The 20,283-nt window shown below is 60.0% G+C and carries 23 protein-coding genes; 19 read left to right on the forward strand and 4 right to left on the reverse strand.

All coding sequences use genetic code 11. The annotated features are described in order from the left end of the window. A partial coding sequence (locus tag X738_RS78595) for a DUF1403 family protein (protein ID WP_023803815.1) occupies positions 1–763 on the forward strand: 763 nt, incomplete at its 5' end. A gap of 4 nt (positions 764–767) precedes the next feature. Then, entirely contained in the window at positions 768–1,457 is a 690-nt protein-coding gene (scpB, locus tag X738_RS78600) for an SMC-Scp complex subunit ScpB (RefSeq protein ID WP_031257032.1), read from the forward strand. A 32-nt stretch (positions 1,458–1,489) separates the two neighbouring features. Here the strand turns inward: scpB and X738_RS86485 are convergent, their stop codons facing one another. Next, positions 1,490–2,785, reverse strand: a complete 1,296-nt coding sequence (locus X738_RS86485; protein WP_023803817.1) for a DUF5623 domain-containing protein — start codon at positions 2,783–2,785, stop codon at positions 1,490–1,492. A gap of 742 nt (positions 2,786–3,527) precedes the next feature. On the opposite strand from X738_RS86485, the gene X738_RS78605 reads away from it, so the two are divergent. The 8 genes from X738_RS78605 (at position 3,528) to X738_RS78635 (ending at position 11,049) form a co-directional block, all read left to right on the forward strand. Further along, a complete protein-coding gene (locus X738_RS78605; RefSeq protein ID WP_023803819.1) occupies positions 3,528–4,928 on the forward strand; it encodes a hypothetical protein in 1,401 nt (466 codons plus the stop codon). Between the two features lie 99 nt (positions 4,929–5,027). Beyond that, complete coding sequence (locus tag X738_RS0144620) at positions 5,028–5,258, forward strand: type II toxin-antitoxin system ParD family antitoxin (RefSeq protein WP_031257035.1); 231 nt, start codon at positions 5,028–5,030, stop codon at positions 5,256–5,258. A gap of 509 nt (positions 5,259–5,767) precedes the next feature. Beyond that, positions 5,768–6,061 (forward strand): hypothetical protein, encoded by a 294-nt coding sequence (locus X738_RS78610; RefSeq protein ID WP_023803821.1) that lies wholly within the window; start codon positions 5,768–5,770, stop codon positions 6,059–6,061. 294 nt (positions 6,062–6,355) lie between these two features. Beyond that, a complete protein-coding gene (locus X738_RS78615; protein WP_156942754.1) occupies positions 6,356–6,589 on the forward strand; it encodes a hypothetical protein in 234 nt (77 codons plus the stop codon). Between the two features lie 56 nt (positions 6,590–6,645). Next, positions 6,646–7,668, forward strand: a complete 1,023-nt coding sequence (locus X738_RS78620; protein ID WP_023803823.1) for a hypothetical protein — start codon at positions 6,646–6,648, stop codon at positions 7,666–7,668. A gap of 331 nt (positions 7,669–7,999) precedes the next feature. Then, positions 8,000–8,947: an ArdC family protein gene (locus tag X738_RS78625; RefSeq protein WP_023803824.1), complete on the forward strand. Its 948-nt coding sequence runs from the start codon at positions 8,000–8,002 to the stop codon at positions 8,945–8,947. 45 nt (positions 8,948–8,992) lie between these two features. Continuing rightward, complete coding sequence (locus X738_RS78630; protein ID WP_156942755.1) at positions 8,993–9,358, forward strand: hypothetical protein; 366 nt, start codon at positions 8,993–8,995, stop codon at positions 9,356–9,358. Beyond that, a complete protein-coding gene (locus X738_RS78635; protein WP_023803826.1) occupies positions 9,340–11,049 on the forward strand; it encodes a hypothetical protein in 1,710 nt (569 codons plus the stop codon). Before X738_RS78630 ends, X738_RS78635 begins: the two co-directional genes overlap by 19 nt. A gap of 246 nt (positions 11,050–11,295) precedes the next feature. Here X738_RS78635 and X738_RS78640 read toward each other — a convergent pair whose 3' ends face one another. Then, on the reverse strand, positions 11,296–12,336 hold the full coding sequence (locus X738_RS78640) for an ATP-dependent Clp protease proteolytic subunit (protein ID WP_198032948.1): 1,041 nt from the start codon (positions 12,334–12,336) through the stop codon (positions 11,296–11,298). A 956-nt stretch (positions 12,337–13,292) separates the two neighbouring features. Next, positions 13,293–13,673, reverse strand: a complete 381-nt coding sequence (locus tag X738_RS85615) for a hypothetical protein (RefSeq protein WP_245277870.1) — start codon at positions 13,671–13,673, stop codon at positions 13,293–13,295. Here X738_RS85615 and X738_RS78650 point away from each other — a divergent pair. The 9 genes from X738_RS78650 (at position 13,593) to X738_RS89840 (ending at position 19,705) form a co-directional block, all read left to right on the forward strand. Beyond that, positions 13,593–13,802 carry a type II toxin-antitoxin system prevent-host-death family antitoxin gene (locus X738_RS78650; protein WP_245277869.1) on the forward strand — a complete coding sequence of 70 codons (210 nt, stop codon included), beginning with the start codon at positions 13,593–13,595 and terminating at the stop codon, positions 13,800–13,802. The genes X738_RS85615 and X738_RS78650 overlap by 81 nt on opposite strands. After that, positions 13,792–14,223 (forward strand): hypothetical protein, encoded by a 432-nt coding sequence (locus X738_RS78655; RefSeq protein WP_023803830.1) that lies wholly within the window; start codon positions 13,792–13,794, stop codon positions 14,221–14,223. Before X738_RS78650 ends, X738_RS78655 begins: the two co-directional genes overlap by 11 nt. 334 nt (positions 14,224–14,557) lie before the next feature. After that, complete coding sequence (locus X738_RS78660; protein WP_051408005.1) at positions 14,558–14,830, forward strand: type II toxin-antitoxin system prevent-host-death family antitoxin; 273 nt, start codon at positions 14,558–14,560, stop codon at positions 14,828–14,830. Beyond that, positions 14,827–15,240, forward strand: a complete 414-nt coding sequence (locus X738_RS0144625) for a hypothetical protein (RefSeq protein WP_051408006.1) — start codon at positions 14,827–14,829, stop codon at positions 15,238–15,240. Before X738_RS78660 ends, X738_RS0144625 begins: the two co-directional genes overlap by 4 nt. A gap of 226 nt (positions 15,241–15,466) precedes the next feature. After that, positions 15,467–17,620, forward strand: a complete 2,154-nt coding sequence (locus tag X738_RS78665; protein WP_023803833.1) for a ParB/RepB/Spo0J family partition protein — start codon at positions 15,467–15,469, stop codon at positions 17,618–17,620. 80 nt (positions 17,621–17,700) lie between these two features. After that, positions 17,701–18,081: a DUF3085 domain-containing protein gene (locus X738_RS78670; RefSeq protein WP_023803834.1), complete on the forward strand. Its 381-nt coding sequence runs from the start codon at positions 17,701–17,703 to the stop codon at positions 18,079–18,081. A gap of 130 nt (positions 18,082–18,211) precedes the next feature. Continuing rightward, a complete protein-coding gene (locus X738_RS0144630; protein WP_245277868.1) occupies positions 18,212–18,613 on the forward strand; it encodes a hypothetical protein in 402 nt (133 codons plus the stop codon). Between the two features lie 127 nt (positions 18,614–18,740). After that, entirely contained in the window at positions 18,741–19,109 is a 369-nt protein-coding gene (locus X738_RS78675) for a hypothetical protein (RefSeq protein ID WP_023803837.1), read from the forward strand. After that, positions 19,109–19,705, forward strand: coding sequence for a hypothetical protein (locus tag X738_RS89840; RefSeq protein WP_023803838.1), 597 nt, complete (start codon positions 19,109–19,111; stop codon positions 19,703–19,705). The genes X738_RS78675 and X738_RS89840 overlap by 1 nt, the downstream gene beginning before the upstream one ends. 10 nt (positions 19,706–19,715) lie before the next feature. Here X738_RS89840 and X738_RS78680 read toward each other — a convergent pair whose 3' ends face one another. Further along, positions 19,716–19,991 (reverse strand): type II toxin-antitoxin system ParD family antitoxin, encoded by a 276-nt coding sequence (locus X738_RS78680; protein ID WP_023803839.1) that lies wholly within the window; start codon positions 19,989–19,991, stop codon positions 19,716–19,718. Positions 19,992–20,283: the final 292 nt, after the last annotated feature.

A 20,283-nucleotide genomic window follows, 5' to 3' on the forward strand; every position in this document is an offset into this window, starting at 1 on the left:
CGGCGCAGCGGCGGCAACGGCCAAACGCGCCGGCCGGGTCGAGGACGAGGCGGCGCTCCGCGACGCGCTGCTGCTCACCCGTCCCGGCGACGACGTTGGACCCGCCGGCCGTATGCTGCTTGCCTGGCGAACGCTGGCATCGCGTCCCGTCGCGGCGTTGGTCAGCGAGGGGGTATTGGTCGATGTCGCCGCGGATCTAGGGAGCGCGCTTGACGTGGGGGCGGCCGGCCAAATCGGTAACGAAATCCAGGCGACGGCTGGCGCGGTCGGTAATGCAGTCGCTGGCGCGATCGACGCGATCGCCGTGCTCGAGCGTCATCACAGTCGCGCCGCGCGTGAGCTTGGACCGTGGCTTGCCGACGCTGTTCTGGCCGACCGGCTAGGGTGGGCGCATGCGGTGCCCCTGTTCGGCTTGCACCCGGTGGCGGGCGGTCGTCGGTCACCCCATGCCGAACGGCAATCCGGTCGGCCGTCCCGGCAACGCATTTGGGCGGCTTATGCGCAGGCGGCGCTGCAGGCGATGGATCTTGCGGCCGAGCTCGGCCGCCGCGCCGACCGCCTGCTGGCTGTCGCCCCAAAACTGCGGGCGAAAGGGGCGGACACTGTCGTCGAGAAGCTGCTGTCCGACGACGCGATCGTCGCATCCTCAAAGATCGCCGGCATGAGCGACCGCGGCCTGCGCCGCCTGTTCGACCGGCTGATCGAACTTGGCGCCGTGCGCGAGCTGTCCGGCCGTCCGACCTTCCGCATCTACGGGCTGTGAGACCATGGAGCAGGCGAGGGGGAGAAGGGCGAAGGAGCGATCAGATGGTCACCTGTTTGACCGCGAACTGGATCACCTGCCGCCAGAAGTACGTTGGCGCGAATGGATGAACCGCGTCGAAGCAACCATCTTCGCCGCCAGCGAACCGGTCAGCCGCGAGGTGCTTACCCGCATCGTCGGCAAGACCTGCAGCATCGACCTTTTGATCGACGACATCCGGGAGGAGCTGCGGGGCCGGCCTTACGATCTGGTCGCGGTCGCCAGCGGCTGGAAGCACCTGACGCGGCCGGCCTATGCCGACGCCATCCGTACGGCCGTAGGCTCTGGCGAACGCGCCGTCGACCTCACGCAATCCGAAGTGCTGGTCTTGATGTGCATTGCCTTCTTTCAGCCGATCACGCGCGCCGAACTCTCGTCATTCTTCGGCAAGGAGATCAGCCGCGACCTGATCGGCAATTTGCGCTCCTTCGGCCTGATCGCCTCCGGCCCGCGAAGCCCGACGCCCGGCGCCCCCTATACCTATGTGACGACGAAACAGTTCCTGCTGGAATTCGGGCTTGAAACCTTGCGCGACCTTCCCGACTTCGAGGCTCTCGAGGATGCGGGGCTGCTGTCGAAGGAAAAGCTTCTGGCGGGCGACATCATGCCGGGGTTTTCCGCCCCCGGCGAGAGTGATGCCGACGCCGACGAATAGAACACCTGTGCCTGGCCGGACGACCGCCATCGTCACCGCAACTTCTCGAGCGATATGACGGCAAGATCGATTTTTCCCACGAGGTCCCTCAACGGCGCACAATCCGGATAGTGTTGCATCAGGATGGACTGTGCGAGGCGGAGGTCCTCGATGTGTTGTTCACCCGCTTTTGACGTTCCTCCGGCGGAATTCTCTCCGTAGTAGAGGTCGAAAAACACCGCATCGGGCATGGCCGCCCGATCGTGTTCGCATTGAACCCAGTCATCAAGCTCGCTTCGGACTGCATCAACGCGCTTGTAGACGCCCGCGCTCGCTCGCATGTCGGTCAGCACACCCTTCAGCAGGGTGCCTGTCTTGGCATGCGCGTCCACAGGCATCGCCGCCTTCGGACGCCGGCGCCGTTTGCCGCTGAGCGGCAGCCGGTACTCGACAGTGGTATTGGGACCGCGTGGCGCGGTAGCTTTTCGTTGGACGTTTCTCGCGAGCTTCGCCTCGGCCTCAGCCTTCTCTCCCGGAGTCACAAAAGGAGCGTGACCGTCGATGGCGACCCGGTCACAATTCGCGGGCACGATCGGTGAAGGGCCTTTGGAAAGCGCCTTGAGAAGCCCATCAAGCGAATATCCTTTCGACGCATCGGCATACAGGTAAAGGTCACAGCCTCCCGGATAGTACATCCCCGCCCATTCCGGCCTTGCGAGCGACCAGTTGTGTCGCCGCGCCCAGGCGTCACGCTCTTTCGACGCGACACTCCCTGCGTAAGGTTCGTCGACCCCGACGTGATGTTTTGCGACGGGATCGTACCAGGCACTTCCATGATCACGTCCAGGCAGGCGGGCCGAATATACCGCGCCGGCTTCCACGTCTGCCTTGGATGGCTGCAGGCCCGTGATGTCCATGAACTGCAGTACCCTCGCAGCCCCGCAAGCGATATCCAGAGCCGCGCGCGCCGAGTCTGGTCGATACTTATCGACCACATGGTCTGAGGCACGACGCCGGAAACGACCGAGTTGGTGAGCATATCGATACTGAGACGGCTTGATCAGTTCATCAAGCGGCTTTGAAATGAATACCCCGATCGTCTCACGGCCGGATGTTCTTGTTTGGCCATCTTCCCAGAAGGTGGAGATATAGACCACATTCCGCGCCAGGCTGGCTTCAGCTGAACGATCGCCCAACGATCGGCGTGCATGCTGAAAATTGCCAAAGCCCGATACTTGAGATGCCGTGTCGAGGGCTTTGCTGTGCGGGATTGAATCTCGCTTTGAGATCGCCTTGGCAAGGCGCTTTATGCCCTCAATCGAGGACGGCTGAATATCTGTCTTGGACATGCCAGTTCTCCTGGCTCGTTGGGAAGTGTCGCCCGTCAACCACCTCGCGAGCCCGAACATGACATGAACGGGAGCGTCAGTATCGGCAGGGCTGTCAACAGCTTCGCAACGACGGGCGGCGCGCTCCTGCCAGAAGCGCCGAATCGTAGAATACGATTGATTTCTTTTCGTGAGAAGTCTCTGGCCCACACCCCAATCGAGCAAAGTGCATGCGCCAGTTGTCGCCGACATTCGCTCGCCAAGGAGCCTGACAAGCCTATCGGCTTCGGCGCGCATCCGCTGCTTCAACAGGCTGGCGACGGGGCCTCTGGACTGGCTCGCCGGCAACGAGGACGATGCCGTCGCGCATTTCTTTCGAGCCGAAGCGGCCCCCTGCGAAATAGCCGGAAGTCTTCCGGGGCGCTGCATGGTGATGAACAGGCGGGCAGCTCGCCTGCGAACAGGAAAACGCCAAACGAATTCGATACAAAATGCCCGTTTAGATTGCGATCAATCCGCACCGCCATTAGAATCCGTGAAGATTGGGGAGGATCAAATGGCGCTGGCGCCCATCATCGTCGGATGCCTGACGATCGATGATGCGCTCACCGTCGTTCGGTCTTCATCTATAGTTCGGCCCGCATCGAAAGGAGCCGCTTCGCAGCTTCCCCTTCCTGGCTCGAACCGCTCGTCGCCGCTGTCATCGCCGCCGCCTATCTCGGCTATGAAGTCTGGCTCATGGGGTACTAATCGAAAGAATCCAATGCGCATCGTCGTCCGCAACAGCCCCGGCCATCCACTTGCCCCCATCACTGAGCGGGAAGCGATGGCGCTGCGCGCTTGGTACGGCAATTCCAGCAACAAAGACGATGATCGCATCGCCCTTACCGCCATCAAACGCGCCAAGACTATGGACGGCTGGATCGAATGCGACTGTGTTTCCAGCCAATTCAAGCCGCTGCTCGCGCCGATTCAGCAGGAAAAAACCTTCACGCTGCGCCGCCTCACACCAAAGGACGGAGATCCGCATCAACATGGAGATCGGCCAAACCATGCCGACACGTGTCCCTTCCATGTCGATCAGGATGATACCCCTGCCCTCTTCGACCAGGGATACAACATCAGACCACTGCCCAAAACCGAGCGCACCTATGTTGATGCTCTGCCTGCTATCCCCGACCGGCTTGCCGATCGCGACGCGTCGGCGCCGGGGCGGTCCGTTGAACGCAACGACAGGCCCTCTAAGCTCGGCGTCATCCTCTGGAGGCTGATTGGCAAAGCCGGCGTGAACGTGATCCCGCCTCTGCAGGATCGGCCGGAATTCGCTCTCAGCCCTCAGCTCTCCAAACTTCGCCATGCCGCACGCGAGCTCAAGGTCTTGCGCACCTGGACGCTCGGCGCGCTCATGTCCACTTGGGCGGCAGACTACTTTGACCCATACAGCCGCTGGCAGGCGCTGCTCGACAAATCACGCCCCGACTGGCCCGAAGCCTTGCGCCGCACCGGCTTCATGCTGCTCTTTTCGCCGACCGTCTCAGCCAAGGCCGTCTCGCCTGCCTCGAACGCGCGCAAGATCGAGATCCACTCCAAAGTGCGCCAGCCGCTGCGAGGCGATCCCGCAAGCCGCGGTCCGTTCCTCACCATCCTCAATGCCGATTTTCAGGAGAATGACCAAGGCCCGATCAGGGCAATTCAGGGCTATGCGCAGCCAGTCTACAACGGCGATACACTGTTTCCCGTCGAATCTGGCTTCGAACGCGACGTTTCACACATGCTGTTCTGGTTGCAGCGCTCCCTCTTTGAAGCCGCGCCGCAACTGCGCATCAGGATCACCAAACCGCTGTTTGCATGGGAAACGCCTTCGGGACTATGCCGCCCCGACTTCGTGCTGGAGACAGCCTATGGCAACTATGACCCAGTGAACCTTATCGTCGAGGCCTTCGGCATGGACACCGAAGAATACAAGGCCGCGAAGGAAAAAACGCTCCCTCGGATGCGCGAGATCGGGCCTGTCTTCGAAATCCGGCCGGCTGATATTTCGCAAGCGAACGCCGAAGAGACCGGCAAGAGGCTGCTATATTGGGTGCTCGAGCATTCCCGGCATTCGACGCGGGCGCCGCGTCAAATATCGACGGAACGAAATGCGACTACACACGGCTCTTGAATTCGCGAGGGCATCCCGCCGCTTAAGACGGAATACGTGGTGAAGGTGTAACGGCTCCGTCATCCTCGCCATTTTTTGCCATAAAGCATCTTTGCGCGCATGAGCACCATAAACATATCCTTGCCCGATAACCTCAAAACCTTCGTCGACCAACAGGTCTCCGAACGAGGATACGGCACAAGCAGCGAGTACGTTCGAGAATTGATCCGGCGTGATCGGGATCGCGAACAGTTGCGCGACCTGCTCATGGACGGTGCATCATCGCCGCCGACCGAGCCAATCGACGACCGCTACTTCGAAAACCTGCGGGATCGCCGCTCCAAAGCGTGACGGCGAAGCTGGTTATTCCGCGCGAGCAAGCGCGCAAGGACGTTGCAGCGCCTTAGAGTACCGACACCTCGTGCCCGGTCAAATTGCGTACTTCACCCTCGAGCGACATAAGACAAAGCCTGAACCCCCCAACTCCGGGTCCGCACAAGAATGGATCCGCCTGCACGCCGACATTCTGTTCGTCTCAACAAACCCGAAATGTGGCAAAAAAATCCAGTTCGCGGGCGTAATTTGGAATCATCTTCGTCGCAACCGAGCGAAAACAGGGCCAAAACAGGTCTGTTCAGCGATCTCCTCCCAAGCCGCTGGACAGAGTTCCCTCCAAGGCTTTGACGCTTCCTTCGCCGGGCCGTATTCGAGTCCGGCTTTTTCTTCCCTGCCGCAGGCGGTGCACTCAAGCGTCGACGCTGGCGGCCATTACTAATGATACACGGCGGCCGTGCTGGAGGAAGCAGTTCGAGACGCGACGGGCCAGACGGCGTCGCCATCGAAGCCTTGATACGAAGACCATGCAAGAAAAAGACATTCCGGTGTTTGTACGATCAATTGTCGATCTCGGCTGCAACATCTGTGCAATCGGCCACTTCGGATATGTCTTCGGCGATGTTGATTTACCGCCAGCCCAACGCGAGGCCATCCAGCCACAGCTGCGACGGATTGCCGAAATCTGCGGCGAACGCGATTATCTCGTGGCAGAAGTAATCGCATACCTGTGGTCGATCGGACGCTATGTCGAGATTGGGCCGCAGACAGGGGCTAATGATGGCAGTCGATCGTCGTCGAACTGCTCCGGCTTCAGGTAACGATGCAGACGTTCGACGCGAACGCAGATCCCAGCGAGCCGTTCGCGCGCATCGAGCGGCGCGCAAAGCGCCGATACCCGGTTCCAGCGGAGAAGGTGCGCAGTTCGCCAGTTTCCCGGGATTGCGGCCGGGCCTTCGTTGTTGGAAGATCCCAGGTTTCCGCCAACTACCAAGCTGGCGCGAGTCGATCCCGGCACCCAAAATTGCACTGCGCTACAATTCGCCGTTCGACAATCGACGGTTCAGTGGCTATCCTGACAACGTCTTATTCGTTCAAGCTAAACAGGTGATGCAGTGTCAGACTGCTTCGATCCCAGGCGCCTGATGTTCGGTATTCCACTCGGCCTGTTCTACTTCATCTTCACCGCATCGTTCATCCCCTTCATCCTACACCCCACCGCCGCGATCGGCGTGTGGACCGTGACATTCCTGTTCCTCTACGCCTGCGTTCGCCACGCCATGGATAAGCATCCCAAAGAGGTCGCTCGCTTCGACGAAGACATCGCCAACGGCACGCCGCCTCTCTGAACGGACCTCGACACAGTCGACAACGCCCACACCGCAGTCATCTGAAGGGGAACGAGGTGCAGTTCCAATCCGATTTTCAAACCCTGCCGTCTCACAAGGCCGCAGCGCGGGAGATCATCGCCACAACGACAAAACAGGACGCCCTCTTTCCGGTCGGTCGTATGTTCTGCGGCAGCAATGAAGAGCGGCATCTGCAATTGGAAAGGCAGCTTTTCTCGATAACGGACGACTTTCTATACGCCTGCATTACGTATGGCGACGGCCTCGAGAACAAGCCATTCAGCGGTTTTACCCGGGTCAAGGGCTTGGGCTATGCGTTCCTGGCCTTTTTTGCTCAACGGGCTTTTGGTATCCATCGCTTCCCATTTTTTTCTGACCGGAATCTGTGCGACTATCTGACTGACAAACAAAAGAAAACGGTCATTGATGTCATCCAAATGCTCTCCCCCGAGCGGGTGAACGCAATTTGTGACGAGCTTCTCGACATCCATCAGCACGCGCAAAACCTGCTCAAAGAGAAAGGGATTGGCGAAGTTCATCTGACCCGGAAGATTATTGACCGCGGTGATTGCGCCACCTCCCGCGAAAACTATGCCCAGACAATCATGACCCTCAAAAAGGCAGCGCAGGCCGTGGGCGTTGACAAAGTCCAATTCGAGATGGATGTGCTGAATTCCTGGGGAGACGATAGCGGGTATTCCTTTTACCCGATCCTTCTGCGCCAACGCCTGCCGGCCCAGGACATCTTGTACTTCAGCAATATGATCGCCAGCCGCGACGCGTCAGCAGGGGATCATCGCATCGCCGTGGAAGAGGCAGAGTGGGTCGTTGTCAATCGCTCTCCCACCGGCGTCGTTGACTTTCACGTGGATGATATTGTTTTCGATGAGAGCGTGTACGAGGACTCGAGAAACTGGAGCCGAGAAAGGTATGCCAAGTTTCTCGAAAATTATTCGCCATTTCCCTTCCGATACGCCCACCGAATTGATGAGCGTCACGCTTCCCCTGGCTTCGGCTGGCGCCTCACAAGGAAGGGGCGCCTGGGATACCTTCTAAAAGCGCTTTCTCCATGGAATTAGTCGCCCTCTGGTGATCCAGGCCGGAAAGGGGCAAGCCGCTGCGCGGCCGCGCTCAGCTCCGCTAAGGCTCGGCATCCGCTTCGCGGATGCGCTTGCCCAGCTTCGTCGAGCCCCGAAACGGGTCTCGCCCCGTCCGGGCTACGATCGCTCTCGCGACGCCCAGGTTGCGCCCGGTCACAAACCTTATGCGCCAAGCATCGCCCCCGCCTGGCCGGCAGAAGGTGGCCGGGCGAGCTCCTCCTTTCAAGAGTAAGAGAAAGCACCGGCCCGGTCGAACGGGCCTGAGTGGGAGAGAGAGGCTTTCCCCGGTCCCGTGACCGGAGAAAGCGTCATGACCAGCAAATCCCGCAAGCGTCCCACCACCGTGCGCCGTCCGGACAAGGACGTCTATCAGCGCATCACCGACAAGATCGTCGAGCAGCTCGAGGCCGGCGTTCGGCCCTGGCACCAGCCATGGGGCGCCAACGGTACGCCGACACGGCCGCTGCGCCACAATGGCGTGCCCTATCGCGGCATCAACACCGTTCTGCTCTGGATGGAGGCGACGGCTAATGGGTACACCTCCCCCTACTGGATGACCTATCGCCAGGCCCAGGCAATGGGTGGACAGGTCAGAAAGGGAGAAACCTCAACACTCGTCGTCTATGCCGGTGCAATCGAAAAGACCGAGGAAGGCGAAAACGGCGAGGAAATCGAGCAACGCATCCCCTTCCTGAAAGGCTATTGCGTCTTCAACTGCGACCAGATCGACAACCTGCCGGCGCAGTTCACCCCCGCGCCAATCGAGCCGCTCTCGCCGATGGAGCGCTATATCAGCGCCGACGCCTTCTTCGCCAATACCGGCGCCAAGATCCGTCACGGCGGCAACAAGGCCTACTACAATCTTACTGACGACCTCATCGGAATGCCCGTCTTCGAGGCGTTCGAGTCGCCGGACTCTTACGTTTCGTGCGTCGCCCACGAGATCGCACATTGGACGCGCCACCCGACACGCCTCGACCGTGATTTCGGCCGCAAGACATGGGGTGACGAAGGCTACGCGATCGAAGAATGCGTCGCCGAAATTTCGAGTGCGATGATTTGCGCGGATCTCGGCGTCGAGGATGAACCGCGCGAGGATCACGCCGCCTACATTGGCGGCTGGATCAAAGTTTTAAAGAACGAGAAGCGGGTCATTTTCCAGGCCGCCGCTCACGCCGAACGCGCCGTCGCCTACCTGCACAGCCTGCAGCCCGACGCCGCCACCAAGGACGATGCGCCGCGCGCCGCGGCCGGCTGATCTCCACCCCCGCTTCACCTGCCGACACCGCGAAAGGTTATGATCATGGCCGAGACCATGCCGAGGAAATTCACCGTCTGCGCGGCCTTTTATGAGAGCGACTGCCGCGCCACAATCACCATCGCGGCCGAGGATTTCACGGAGGCCTGCGAAAAGGCGATCTCCGCGATCGACAACGGTGATATCGACACCGACCGCAAGACGTGGGAACCCACGCCGACCTTCGTCTATGGCGTAGTCGAGGGCGACGGTGACCCTTGGGACGGAATGCAAAACGTCCCCTTGCGCTTCACTGAGGACAACATCCACCTCCCTCAGCACCATGGCGATGCGATTGCCTTTGCGGAACAGATCGCTCGCCTCGAGACCTGGGGCGATTGGAGAGCCGCCAAGTGCTTTGGCAGCTGCTGACAGGGCAGGTGGCGGTCCGCGATCCCGCAGGTACCTTGAGTGCATGGGGCGAAGCGGGAATTCATGCCGTGCTCGCCTCGGATGGAGAGGCTCGAGCATTTCTCGTCGCCCTGGCCGTCCGTTTGCAAAAGGGTATGGAAGACGGGGACGACTGGGCGTTGGATTGGGAAGCAGGGGCACACAAGTTCCTCGACCTGGTAACGCGTTGGGAATGCCACATCGATCCGAGTACTGCCACAGGCATCCTGCCGGTTATCACTTCATGGGCCAAAGTCGATGACACCTCTGCCTACATGGTCCGCACGGCGGAAATTCTGATGCGTAAGGATGCTGACGCATGGAACGGGCTGTTGAAACAGATCACCAGCATGTCCTTTGCCGACCTACCATGGACCTCCCTGGAATATGTAGCTTCACACCTTGGCGAGGTGACTGAGGAGCATAAAGCGGCGCTGACAAGCCAAATGAACGCGATCATCAATGCCGATGCCGTCGATGCGGAGGCTGCGGAAAAATACTCAAGATTCATCGCCACCGCGAGAAGCTCTGAATGGGCAACCGCTCCTCTCCAGGGGCATGTAAAGGCGACGAGAACCCGCGTATTGGCGATGCACACCCGCCCTGATTACCTGTCGGCGATATACCCTGCCGCTCGAATGCTGCTGGAATATGCCCCCAAGGCCCAAGCTGGAGCGTTTCTTAAGCAGCTCTTTGAGCAGGCTGCAGGAGCCCCTGAAGCCTATCCAATTCTGCACCGCGAGATGGTGGGGTATTGGCCTGAGGAGAACGACCGTACTGGGGCGTATGAACCGGGGAATCTCGCCAGCCGTGCTATTCAATTTATCAGAGAGAACCCTGCAGTTTCTGGCTCCGGTGACGTACTCAGATCTATTGTGGACATGGAAGGGCGTGGCCTGCTTCCTGAAAGTTCGCGCGGGGATATATCCGGAGCGGTCGCAATTCTCTGGCGCCATTCACCCTCCTCCGTGGTGGCCTGCATCAAAGACATAGGAACGTTCATGACACCTGGGGACGTGCAGAAGCTGCTGATCGGGAAGCAGCCGGCCGATCCTAATGCCGACGGCCTTCAGGCGATCGTCGATGTTCTTGCTGAGGGCGCAGACGAACAACGATGTCTGTCTATCGGGAGGGAGATTCTTTCGGTTCCGGCGAAACAGATTGATGATAGACCAGACGGTGCTCTCACCTTCTGGCTGTCGTCGCTGGGCGGCAAGGAGGTGGGGGTTCTTAGGACCTTACTGGAGGATCAAGGCCTCAATGAAGACCAGAGGGAGCGGGTCCTAAACTTCTCGCTGACGGAGCGGGCACGGGTGGGCCTGGACTTCTTCATCGAGATCGTTCCGCTTGTCCTGGCGAAAGCGACGGAAGCAAAGCCGCTAGCCCTCATGGTCAAAGGGATCGATAATGTCGTCTCGCTAGCTCGTACCAGCGACCAGCGAAGCTCGCTCGGGTCGGCGCTTATCCCAACTTTGCCTAATCTTCCCAAAGAAACCCTGATCGTGGTCGCTCGGTCCATCAACCGTCTCGGAGGCAAGGGCTTGCTGGAACGAAATACAGATGTTCTGGGAAAGATGGATGCCGAGCAGTTGGAGATGCTGTCCAACGAATTCAAAGATTCGAAGCTTCTGACCCAATATGCACGTGATAGAGGAAATGAAGCGGCCGAATAGCCACTTCGCCGACATCGACTCGACAGAATCTACGCTGACCACCTTTCCGGACCGGATAATTGAGTTGTCGGCCAGCCGAGCCGAAGCGCCCGACGGATACTCCAGATAGGAAAGCATGCCTCGGGCCGTATTTTGGAACAGTCTACGGGGGTGTCATAGTTGATGCGTCCCGATGCCGTCCTTTTTATGAATGGCTCGCCAACTACCAGAGCTAACGGCCATTCGCCGGGAGCCCGAGGGCGTCGGCTAGCGGCAGCCGGCGATCGTGTCGTGCAGTTTTCCGTCAGACAGGTTCATCTCGAATCCGAAGAAGACTGGCGCATCGGGAATCTTCATTCGAGCGCCTACTCTTCGGGCCGAGGCGAAGCGGGCGAGTTGGGCAGCATCGAGGGAGAATTCGGCTTTAGCAAAACGCGCTGTTGGTGTCGGGACCGCGTGCCAGGCGGGCGTGAATTCCTGCCCGTCCGCGAGCACGGTGAGCTGGTGCTCGAGCCCTGCTACCAGCTTTAAGTCCGGTGGCTGCAGGAAGGCTACAAATACCATTCGCCCGTTATTGCAGGCGGCGACAATTTTGTTTTCCCCCCAATAGCTTTGCTGCCAGAGCAGGAGGTAATACACACCGTCTGCATTCTTGTACTCGGCACTCTGGTCATAGACGTTCTCATTCACCACCCGCAGCGCGTTTAGCTCGCTGTGGTCGATCCAGTGAATGTCTTCCGGAAAGGTCTGGGACATGACCGAGAACAGCGAGGGGTCGACCCGGACCTCACGGAGATATTCTGTTACGTCGGCAGCAAGTAGTTGCGCGACCGAGGCTGTCTCAGCCGAGTTCAGGTTGCTGTCGTCCCGGAAGGAAAACTGGTGGACGCCAATGTGGCTCGCTGGATCAAGGAAGCGATAGGTCGCGCCCAGGTAGATTAGAACGCAGGCGCTGGCGCAGTCTCCTGGCCCCGACAAAGGCTCACCCTCGATTCCGACTTGTGAGGTTATCGTGACTGGGAGGATCGTCGGCAACTTGTTGAGCAAGCGGCCAATCTTTAGAGCTTCGGCAACTGAGCCGCCCGGAGAACTGATGGTCACGTGGAGCGCAGCACTCGGGCTTTTGAGGTCGAGGACGCGGATCGCGTTCCAAAGCTTCTCTGCGTCGCCGGTCTCGACAGGCCCAGACAAATAGACGCTGCTACTTGCGCCAAACGGGCCCATGTCGCGGGTCTTGACCGAGACATCGAGAGCGTACGCCGGCGCCGCGGCAGTGATCCCGAAGGCCGCGAGCGCGGCCGCTATCAAACCCCTAACCATCCGACCCCGTCATTCGACACCCACGTACAGTCTCCTCTATACGGATTCCGATCGTGTAGGGAATGGGGCTTGGGCATCATTGGCATCTGGAAACGAGCGCGGCGCCGCAGGCGCAGCTTTCCCAGTTCGGCTTACGTGATTCCGGTTCAATGATCCATGTGGCAATGGAACCAGCGCGACCACCGCATATACCTTGAGTTGTGTTCTGACGGGGCTGCGGGACCTTGGTGAAGTCTCATGTGGCGATGGCTGCCCAGAATGGAACTTTATGTGGCGACGGTTGGAATGCCGTTGGCGACCGCTTGAAAATCACCAACGATTTCAATACAGGTGGGTGGAGGCTTACCAGGCAACGAAGAACCGGCGGCGAAAAGCCCGAAACGCTCGACCGCATGATGCTGTGCTCAGCGACTGGTCCTGGCCGGCAATCGTGGTGTGCCGCAAGATTCCTCTCGCCAGCACTGGCTATGCAGACTCTACGGCAACTGCATCGTCAACGAGACGCTGCCCTCCCTCGCCTGGGTGCTCAAAGGCGCGAAATCCGGTCCCAATGCGTCTCCACCGCACCCGGTCTGGATCGAGGCGCAGCACACCGGCCGGCGCATTGTCAAGCTGATCGGCTACGATTGCGGCCGCGCCGACCTACGGCGCTCCCGCAATCTTCCCGATTCCGACGCCGATTTCGACTATGTCTATCCGCTCCAGCTCCTCGGATGGGAACGCCACGACTGCGTTCGCGCGATCACCGAGATCCTCGGCGCCGACATGGTTCCCATCAAGTCGGCGTGCTTCTTCTGCCCGGCATCGAAGCAATGGGAACTCTATTGGCTCGCGCGTTGCTCCTCGAACGAAACGCACTCACCGGCCGACATAGCCGCTTTGACGCCGTGGAATTCGGTGCATCCTGGGACCAGCTCGTGCAAAGCGCCGAGCGCTTTCCAAGCTCATCCACAACTGTCGGTCTCGGCCGCAATTTCGCATGGAGCCAGTGGGCACGGGTCAATGGCGTCGTCGATGACGCTTTCCGGGTCAGACGCGACAATGCCGATCGAACGCGCTTCATCGCCCAGGCAGACCAGTTGCGCAACGCGGACAATGCCCTCGATGCTCGCTCCGCCGCCCGATCCGTGGCGTTTCGTCTTGCCCATCTTAGCTAACATCCCTAATATACAGAAAATCATTGTCAGGAGCATGTCACCATGCGCAGCTTTTCCCTCACCGATCTCAGCAACAAATCCGGCGAGGTGGTTGAAGCCGCCTACACCGGGCCTGTCGACATCACCCGCCGAGGCAAAAGGAAGTTTGTCCTCATGACCGCAGACCAATATGACCGTCTCCGCAAGGCCGAGGATCCTCGCAAGGTTTACGCCGCTGGCGAAACTCCTCCGGAAATAGCCGCTCTCTTCGAAGCCGAGGCAGGTCGCCTTTCGAGGGGGGAAGGATATGACGACTAAAGGGAACAAACTGCTCAAAGCCGGCAACGTTGTCGATTTCCCCTATCTCTGGAAATGGCAAGCTGAACTTGGCGAAGTTGACGGTCGCAAGGATCGGCCCATCTGTGTCCTGTTCGCAGCCCTCAACCTCAGGGACGGTTTGACCCACCTGGCCCTGATCGCCATTTCGAGCGAACCTCCCCGCCACGGACAGCAAGCCATCGAAATTCCAGAGACGGAATGCCGGCGAGCCAGGCTCGCCGATTGGAAGCAGGGTTGGGTGACCATCAGCGAGTACAACTACGATATTGCCGAGAAATCCTGCTGTTTCGACACGAACCAGGAGCCGATCGGCCGCTTCGGCAAGCGTTTTATGCAACGTCTCGCCACTGCCGCCGCACCGCTATTCCGACAGGGCGGCGCCAAAGTGGATCGCAGATAGCCCGCGATGAAACTCGCCGGCGAGCATCAGCCCGTATTCACAGGAGATGTCCTTCATGGCCTCGGTAAACGGGACAAGCTCGGGATGCTGGGGCCGACCACGTCCATGCCAAGCGCCTCCTCGACCCGAACTACCCCGCCCGAACCTTGAAGTGTGCATCAAGCGCAAGCCGCGGCGGCCCGTGCTGGCGAAGCAGCGGACCGCGTTCGTCTTCGACACCTACTGAAGCGTTCCTCTGCTCCAGCGCGAGGAGCATCGCTGATCAATCGCCGCAAGAAGTTGACTTCCTTCTTGCCGAATTACGTATGTTCTGTATAATGCGGATTTTACAGACTTGGAGGTCGAGATGAAGGAATTTTCGTTTTCGGATCTGAGCCGTCGGTCCGGCGACGTCCTGGACGCCGCCATGGCCGAGACAGTGTCCCTGGTGAAGCGCGGCAAGGCGAAGGTGGTGATGATGCCAACGGCGGAGTACGAGCGCCTGACGGCGGTGCGTAGGCGGGGCCAGAACGCGTTCACGCTCGCCACCGCCCCCAACGAAGACATCGATGACCTGATGACAGGGTTTCAGCAGATTCTCGACGACGCCAGAAAGCCCGGCGAATGAAGCGGGGAGAAGTCTACCGCTTCCACTACCTCTGGGGGCACGAGGCTGCCCGCGGCGAAGAGAGCGGCCGGAAAATACGGCGCGTCTGCCTGATGATGGAGGTCAACGGGTGGCTCTACCTGTTCCCGATCTCCGGGCAGGCGCCGCAGCCGCGGGAGCCGGGCGAGGAACGGCTCTACGAGATCATTCCGGAAACCGAGCGCCACAGGGTCGGCCTCGGGGCCGAAGCCGAGAAGGTGAGCCACCTGATCCTGGATGATTACAACAAGGTCAAGCTGGACGAGCTCTACGACTTCGAAAGCGTCACGCCTGTCGGTTCCTTTAGCCCGCGCTTTCTCGAAAAAGTCGCCCGGCGCTTCATCAACGCCATGCGCGATAGGCGGCCGATCGCCGGCCTCACGCGGCGCTGATCCATCCGGACACAGCAAAGGCGGGTCCAGGGATGACCCGCCTTTGCTGCAAGCGTCCCAACGGAAAATTAGATTGCTTTTATGCTTAGAACCATACGGCAGCCTGCCTCAAGCGGCAATCGCCCCGCCCGGTGTGGCCCGATAGAGTAAGAGGCAGGGGAGCCCGGGTGACCGGGCTCCGAAAGAGGAGAGAGTTTCTCCCGCCCGGCTCATCAGGACCCATGCCATGACCAATCCCACCATCGCCATGATCCCCCTCAACAAGCTATCCCTCAGCCCGCTCAATGTCCGCAAGACGGCTGCGAGCCAAGAGGAAGACAACGAGCTTTATGCCAGCATCAAAGCCAACGGCATCAAGCAGAACCTCCTCATTCACAAATCCGGTAACGCCTATCACGTCCATGCCGGCGGCCGCCGGCTCACCATGCTCGAGCGCTTGCTCGCCGAAGGGGAGATCAGCGCCGACAAGGAAATCCCCTGCATCATCGAGACCAAGAAGCAGGCCGAGGAAACCTCCCTCATCGAAAATTTCGTTCGGGCCGGCATGCACCCGGCCGACGAGGCCGAGGCGTTCAACGCCCTTGAGAAGAAGGGCTGGTCTCGCGAAGAAATCGCCAACCGCTTCGGCGTCACCCTCAACTTCATCGATCGCCGCATGAAGCTCGCTCGCGTCTCTCCCGTCATCATCGAGGCGTTTCGCGCCAACAAAATGACACTCGAATGCGTGCAGGCCTTCTCCATCACCGACGATCACGGCCGACAGAACGAAGTGTGGGAAGAATACACGAACAGCCCCTACGCGGCCTATCCGAGCAACATCAAGTCGGCCCTGACGCAGCGCACCTATCACGGCAATTCCAAACTTGCCCGCTTCGTCGGCGTCGAGGCCTACCAGGCCGCCGGCGGCACGGTGCTTCGTGACCTCTTCTCAGACAACAACAGCGTCCATCTCGCCGATAGCGATCTGCTCGAAAAACTTGCCGGCGAAAAGCTGCAGGCGACAGCCGACGAACTCGCCAAGGAATGGAAATGGGTCGCAGTTGAACTCGAAGTCACCTATGACGCCTTCCGCGCCTTCGGTCGCGTCTATCCGGAGCCGGTCGAACCGGATCCGGCACTTGTCAAGGAATTCGAGGACCTCGAAACTCGTCTCGAGGCGTTTTCGAACGAGTATGACGAGGGGACCTGGACGGACGAACTGCAGGCTGAGGAAGACGCCGCTTCCGAGCGCCTTGAAGAAATCCGGACGATCATTGCCAACAGCGCGACCTTCACGGCCGAACAGAAGGCGATCGCCGGTGTTGTCGTCACCGTTGATCATGGTGGTGATCTGCGCACCGAGGCCGGTCTTGTCCGCCCCGAAGACCTCCCAAAAAAGAAGTCTGTCTCGGATGAAGACGAAGGCGACAGCACCGGTCCGGACATTCAGCTGCCGGTCTCGACCCGCACGACCGATGCGAACAATGATCCGGCAACTGACGCCCGCAAGCAGCAAGGCGTCTCGCTGTCGCTTGCTGAGGAGCTGCGCGCCACGCGTCATCAGATTTTGCAGGCACATCTCGCCGCTGACTTCGCCACCGCCTTTGACGTTATGCTCTATTCGATGTGCTTCCGCACGCTGCGCAACTCGTCCTCCCGCTCGACGCCAGTCAATGTGTCGATCACGCACGCCGAAACTTGGCGCAACCGCGATGCCATCAAGGATACCGTCGCCGCCCGCATGCTTCAGGCGACCCGCGACGGGCTCAACGTCGAATGGCTATCACTCGCAAGCCCGCACGACTTCGAAGCCATGTGCGCCCTGCCCGACGCCGACAAACAGGCTCTTTTCGCCTGGTGCTCGGCACATGGCGTCATCCAGCAGCTCGCAACCGACACCGACGCCAATCCGGTCATCGAGGTTATCGGTCACCGCATGGCAATTGATGCCGCCGCTTGCTGGAGGCCCACGGCTGCAAACTATTGGGGCAAGACCAAGAAGGACCACGCCATCAAGGTCGCACGCGAGCTCATTGATGACCGGTGGGCAGACGACAAGGCCAAGGACAAGAAGCCGGTGATCGCCGCCAGCATGGAGCAGGCTTTCAGCGAGGATCCGCGCGCCGCAGCCGGCCTCACCCCTGACACGGCCGCGAAAACCTCCACCTGGCTGCCCGACGGCATGGCCTTCACCGGCTCCTTCACCGAGCGGGCTCCGGCTCCGGATTATTCGTCGCACGATTACGATGACGATGATCTCGACACGAAAGACAACGAAGACCGGGCAACCGACGTCGATAAAGCTGGCGACGCCGATCCCGAGGACGAGCTTCAGGAACACGAGCAGGATTTCGACGAAGACGGCGATATTCCCGCTTTCCTGAAAGAAAACGCGGCCTGACCGCTTGCCTCCGACCCAATCGACACCACGGCCCGGCTCACACCGGGCCGTTTTCGCATCAACATCAACGGAGCAATATCATGCGACTGACTTTCCCCGCGGACAAATTGCGCGACCTGCTCGCGGCAGCCGAATCCCGCTGGCCTTTGGGCCTGCGTCCTCGAGGGGGCGTCGAGGATCCCGCCGGCTTCTGGCTGGTCGGCGATCAGGGCGTCTACCTCATGCATAACGGTAAGGCGACCGATGGCAAGCAGATCATCGTCTACGCCCGGGAGTGCAATCCCGACTCCATGCCCTTCGATCAGTGGTGGGCTGCCAAACAGGCCTCCTTCGGCGGTGATGACGGTTGCGAATTCATCGACGCCGCTGTCGTGCGCGATGCCATTGCCGCCAATAGTCCGCTTGTCTTCGAGTTCACCGAAACCACGATTTCAGTTTTCACCGAACAACCCCGGCATTGACCGGCTTCCTCGTTGGAGCATGACCATGAACGCAAATTCACTGTCGTCGAGAACGCCGGATATATCGGCGAGACAGACATAACATCCTTCCCGACATTGCGCGAAGCCATCGGTTGGCGGGATCGGCACTATGAGCCCGACGAGTTGGAAACGCTTCACGTCCAGATCGCTTGCGATCTGCCCGACGGGTCCCGAACCTACGAATACTAGAGATTGGAGAGAGAGCATCAGCCGACATAATGCTACTGTCACCAAGGGCGGAAAGTCCGATCCCGAAGCCGTCATCGGCTACGATCCGCCCTTGCGGACCTTTTTCCTGCAGGCGTTTCCCGACGAGGAAACGGACATGTGCGAACTATGGCTTGGAACACTCCTCGAAGAGTTTCCATCGCTAGAAGACATTGTCACCGCTGCGCGCGCACAAGGCTATGACCTTTCCGGTCTCTCGCGCGAAGCCATCGTTTCCATGATCAAGGAATCAAGCAAACCGACACCGCCGAGCATCGGCGAACAACTCGGCATAGTCCGATAAACCTCATGGGTTCCTGCCGTCGGTTCCACAGGGCCGCCCTTCTGGTCAAAGGGCGGCCCTTTTGTCCGTGACGGGTTCTTTAGACCGCGTGACAGGCACGCGGCCGCTCGTCGCGGAGCACGCACCCATGACCGACTATACCCCTTACATTGAAAAAGCCCTTGCCACCGAAGGCGGACACTTGTCGATCGGCCGCGGCGGCTTCTCCCTGCACTACGGCCACGGCTGGCTCAGCGGCTATGATTGCGAAACCGTCAAGGCGGAAGCCATCGCCGCAGGGTTGCCCGTCTACGACAGCCGCAAACTCGATTTCGGCGTCGTTGCGAAACTTGCCTGCAGCGGGCCAATGATCGCCGTCGGTCGCGCGCCCGATTCCCCGCCCTGGAACAGCCTCTCTTTCGTTCCGCTCTATCACGTTATGGATGCCTACCGGCGCGAAGGCGCTGAAATCCATCACATGCCGCCCACACCGCTCGATTCCGGCCCAGATGGCTGATGGAGCGCTGCGATGAGAGCCATCCGGACGCCAAGAGCGAACCTCCTGCGCACGGAGGAGGCTGCCGTATCAACTGCCGGCATCTGAAGATCATCGATCGCCAGATTCTCCGCGCCGCCGAACGCATGACAATCAGGGACCGGAAAAAGGTCCGTCAGTGCGGTCGCCATGCTTCCACCTGGACCCCGGCCGATGAGCGCCACTATCGCGACTGCATCGACACGATGTTCGAAAGCAGACGTACCGAAGTCCTCGATCGCTCGATTGGCCGGAGGCGGGTGGCGGGGCGTGTATTTAGCCTGCTATTCCTCCTCGTCCCGCAAGGCCGCCTCGTAGTCCTGGCCGCCATAATAAACGCCGAGGATATTCAGGTCGTCCGCTACCTCAAACAGAACCGTCACACGCCGGCGAAACCCAAACGTTCGCATGCCCGGCCGAAGATCGTCGCGTCGCGTGCCTCGGTGCGGAAAGGTTTGCAGGTTTTCGCAATAGTCCACGATGGAATCGACACATCGCGCCGCCACAGTGGGCGACCCTACCTCAGCGATTTGGTTTCCATCTCGTCAAGCTGTTGCAGGGCTTCTGGGGTGAAATGAATCTTATGGGTCACGCGGAGGCGGGCCGCTTGCGCTTGTCGGCGAGGTGCTGGCGCACCTGGCTCACGCTGAGCGCCCGGCTCGGATCGGCCTTCAGCTTGTCGTAGGCGGCAACGCCTTCCGTGCGCATCCAGTTCTCGAGGGCCTTGTCGCGCGCCTGCAAGGCGCGCAGACCGTCGCGGATAACCTCGCTCTCGCTGGCATACTCGCCCGACGAAACCATTGTTTTGACCATCTGCGCCATTTCGTTCGGCAACGTGACGCTGAACTGTTGTGTGCTGCGCATGGGAAATCTCCCATCATCAATCGCGCTCAATAGGATTGAACACTATCCTACAAGGAGGCGATCGGAAACCGCGCTACCCCTCGTCATCGATAAGTGCGCTCATCGCCCGCTCGATCTCTCCGGCAAGCGTGATCTCGTGGCGGTCGGCATAGACGTATTAGCGTATCAACGTGAATACGGCTCGATCGGCGGCAAGCCATGCTCGCCAAGCAGGCCTAATCGATGGGGTGGACGCCCCCTAACGGCATCACAATGTGCCAAGGTAGCGGTGTCGAAACGTTGCTACAAAGGA

Origin of the sequence: Mesorhizobium sp. L48C026A00, from assembly GCF_000502375.1 — a bacterium.
Classification (GTDB): domain Bacteria; phylum Pseudomonadota; class Alphaproteobacteria; order Rhizobiales; family Rhizobiaceae; genus Mesorhizobium; species Mesorhizobium muleiense.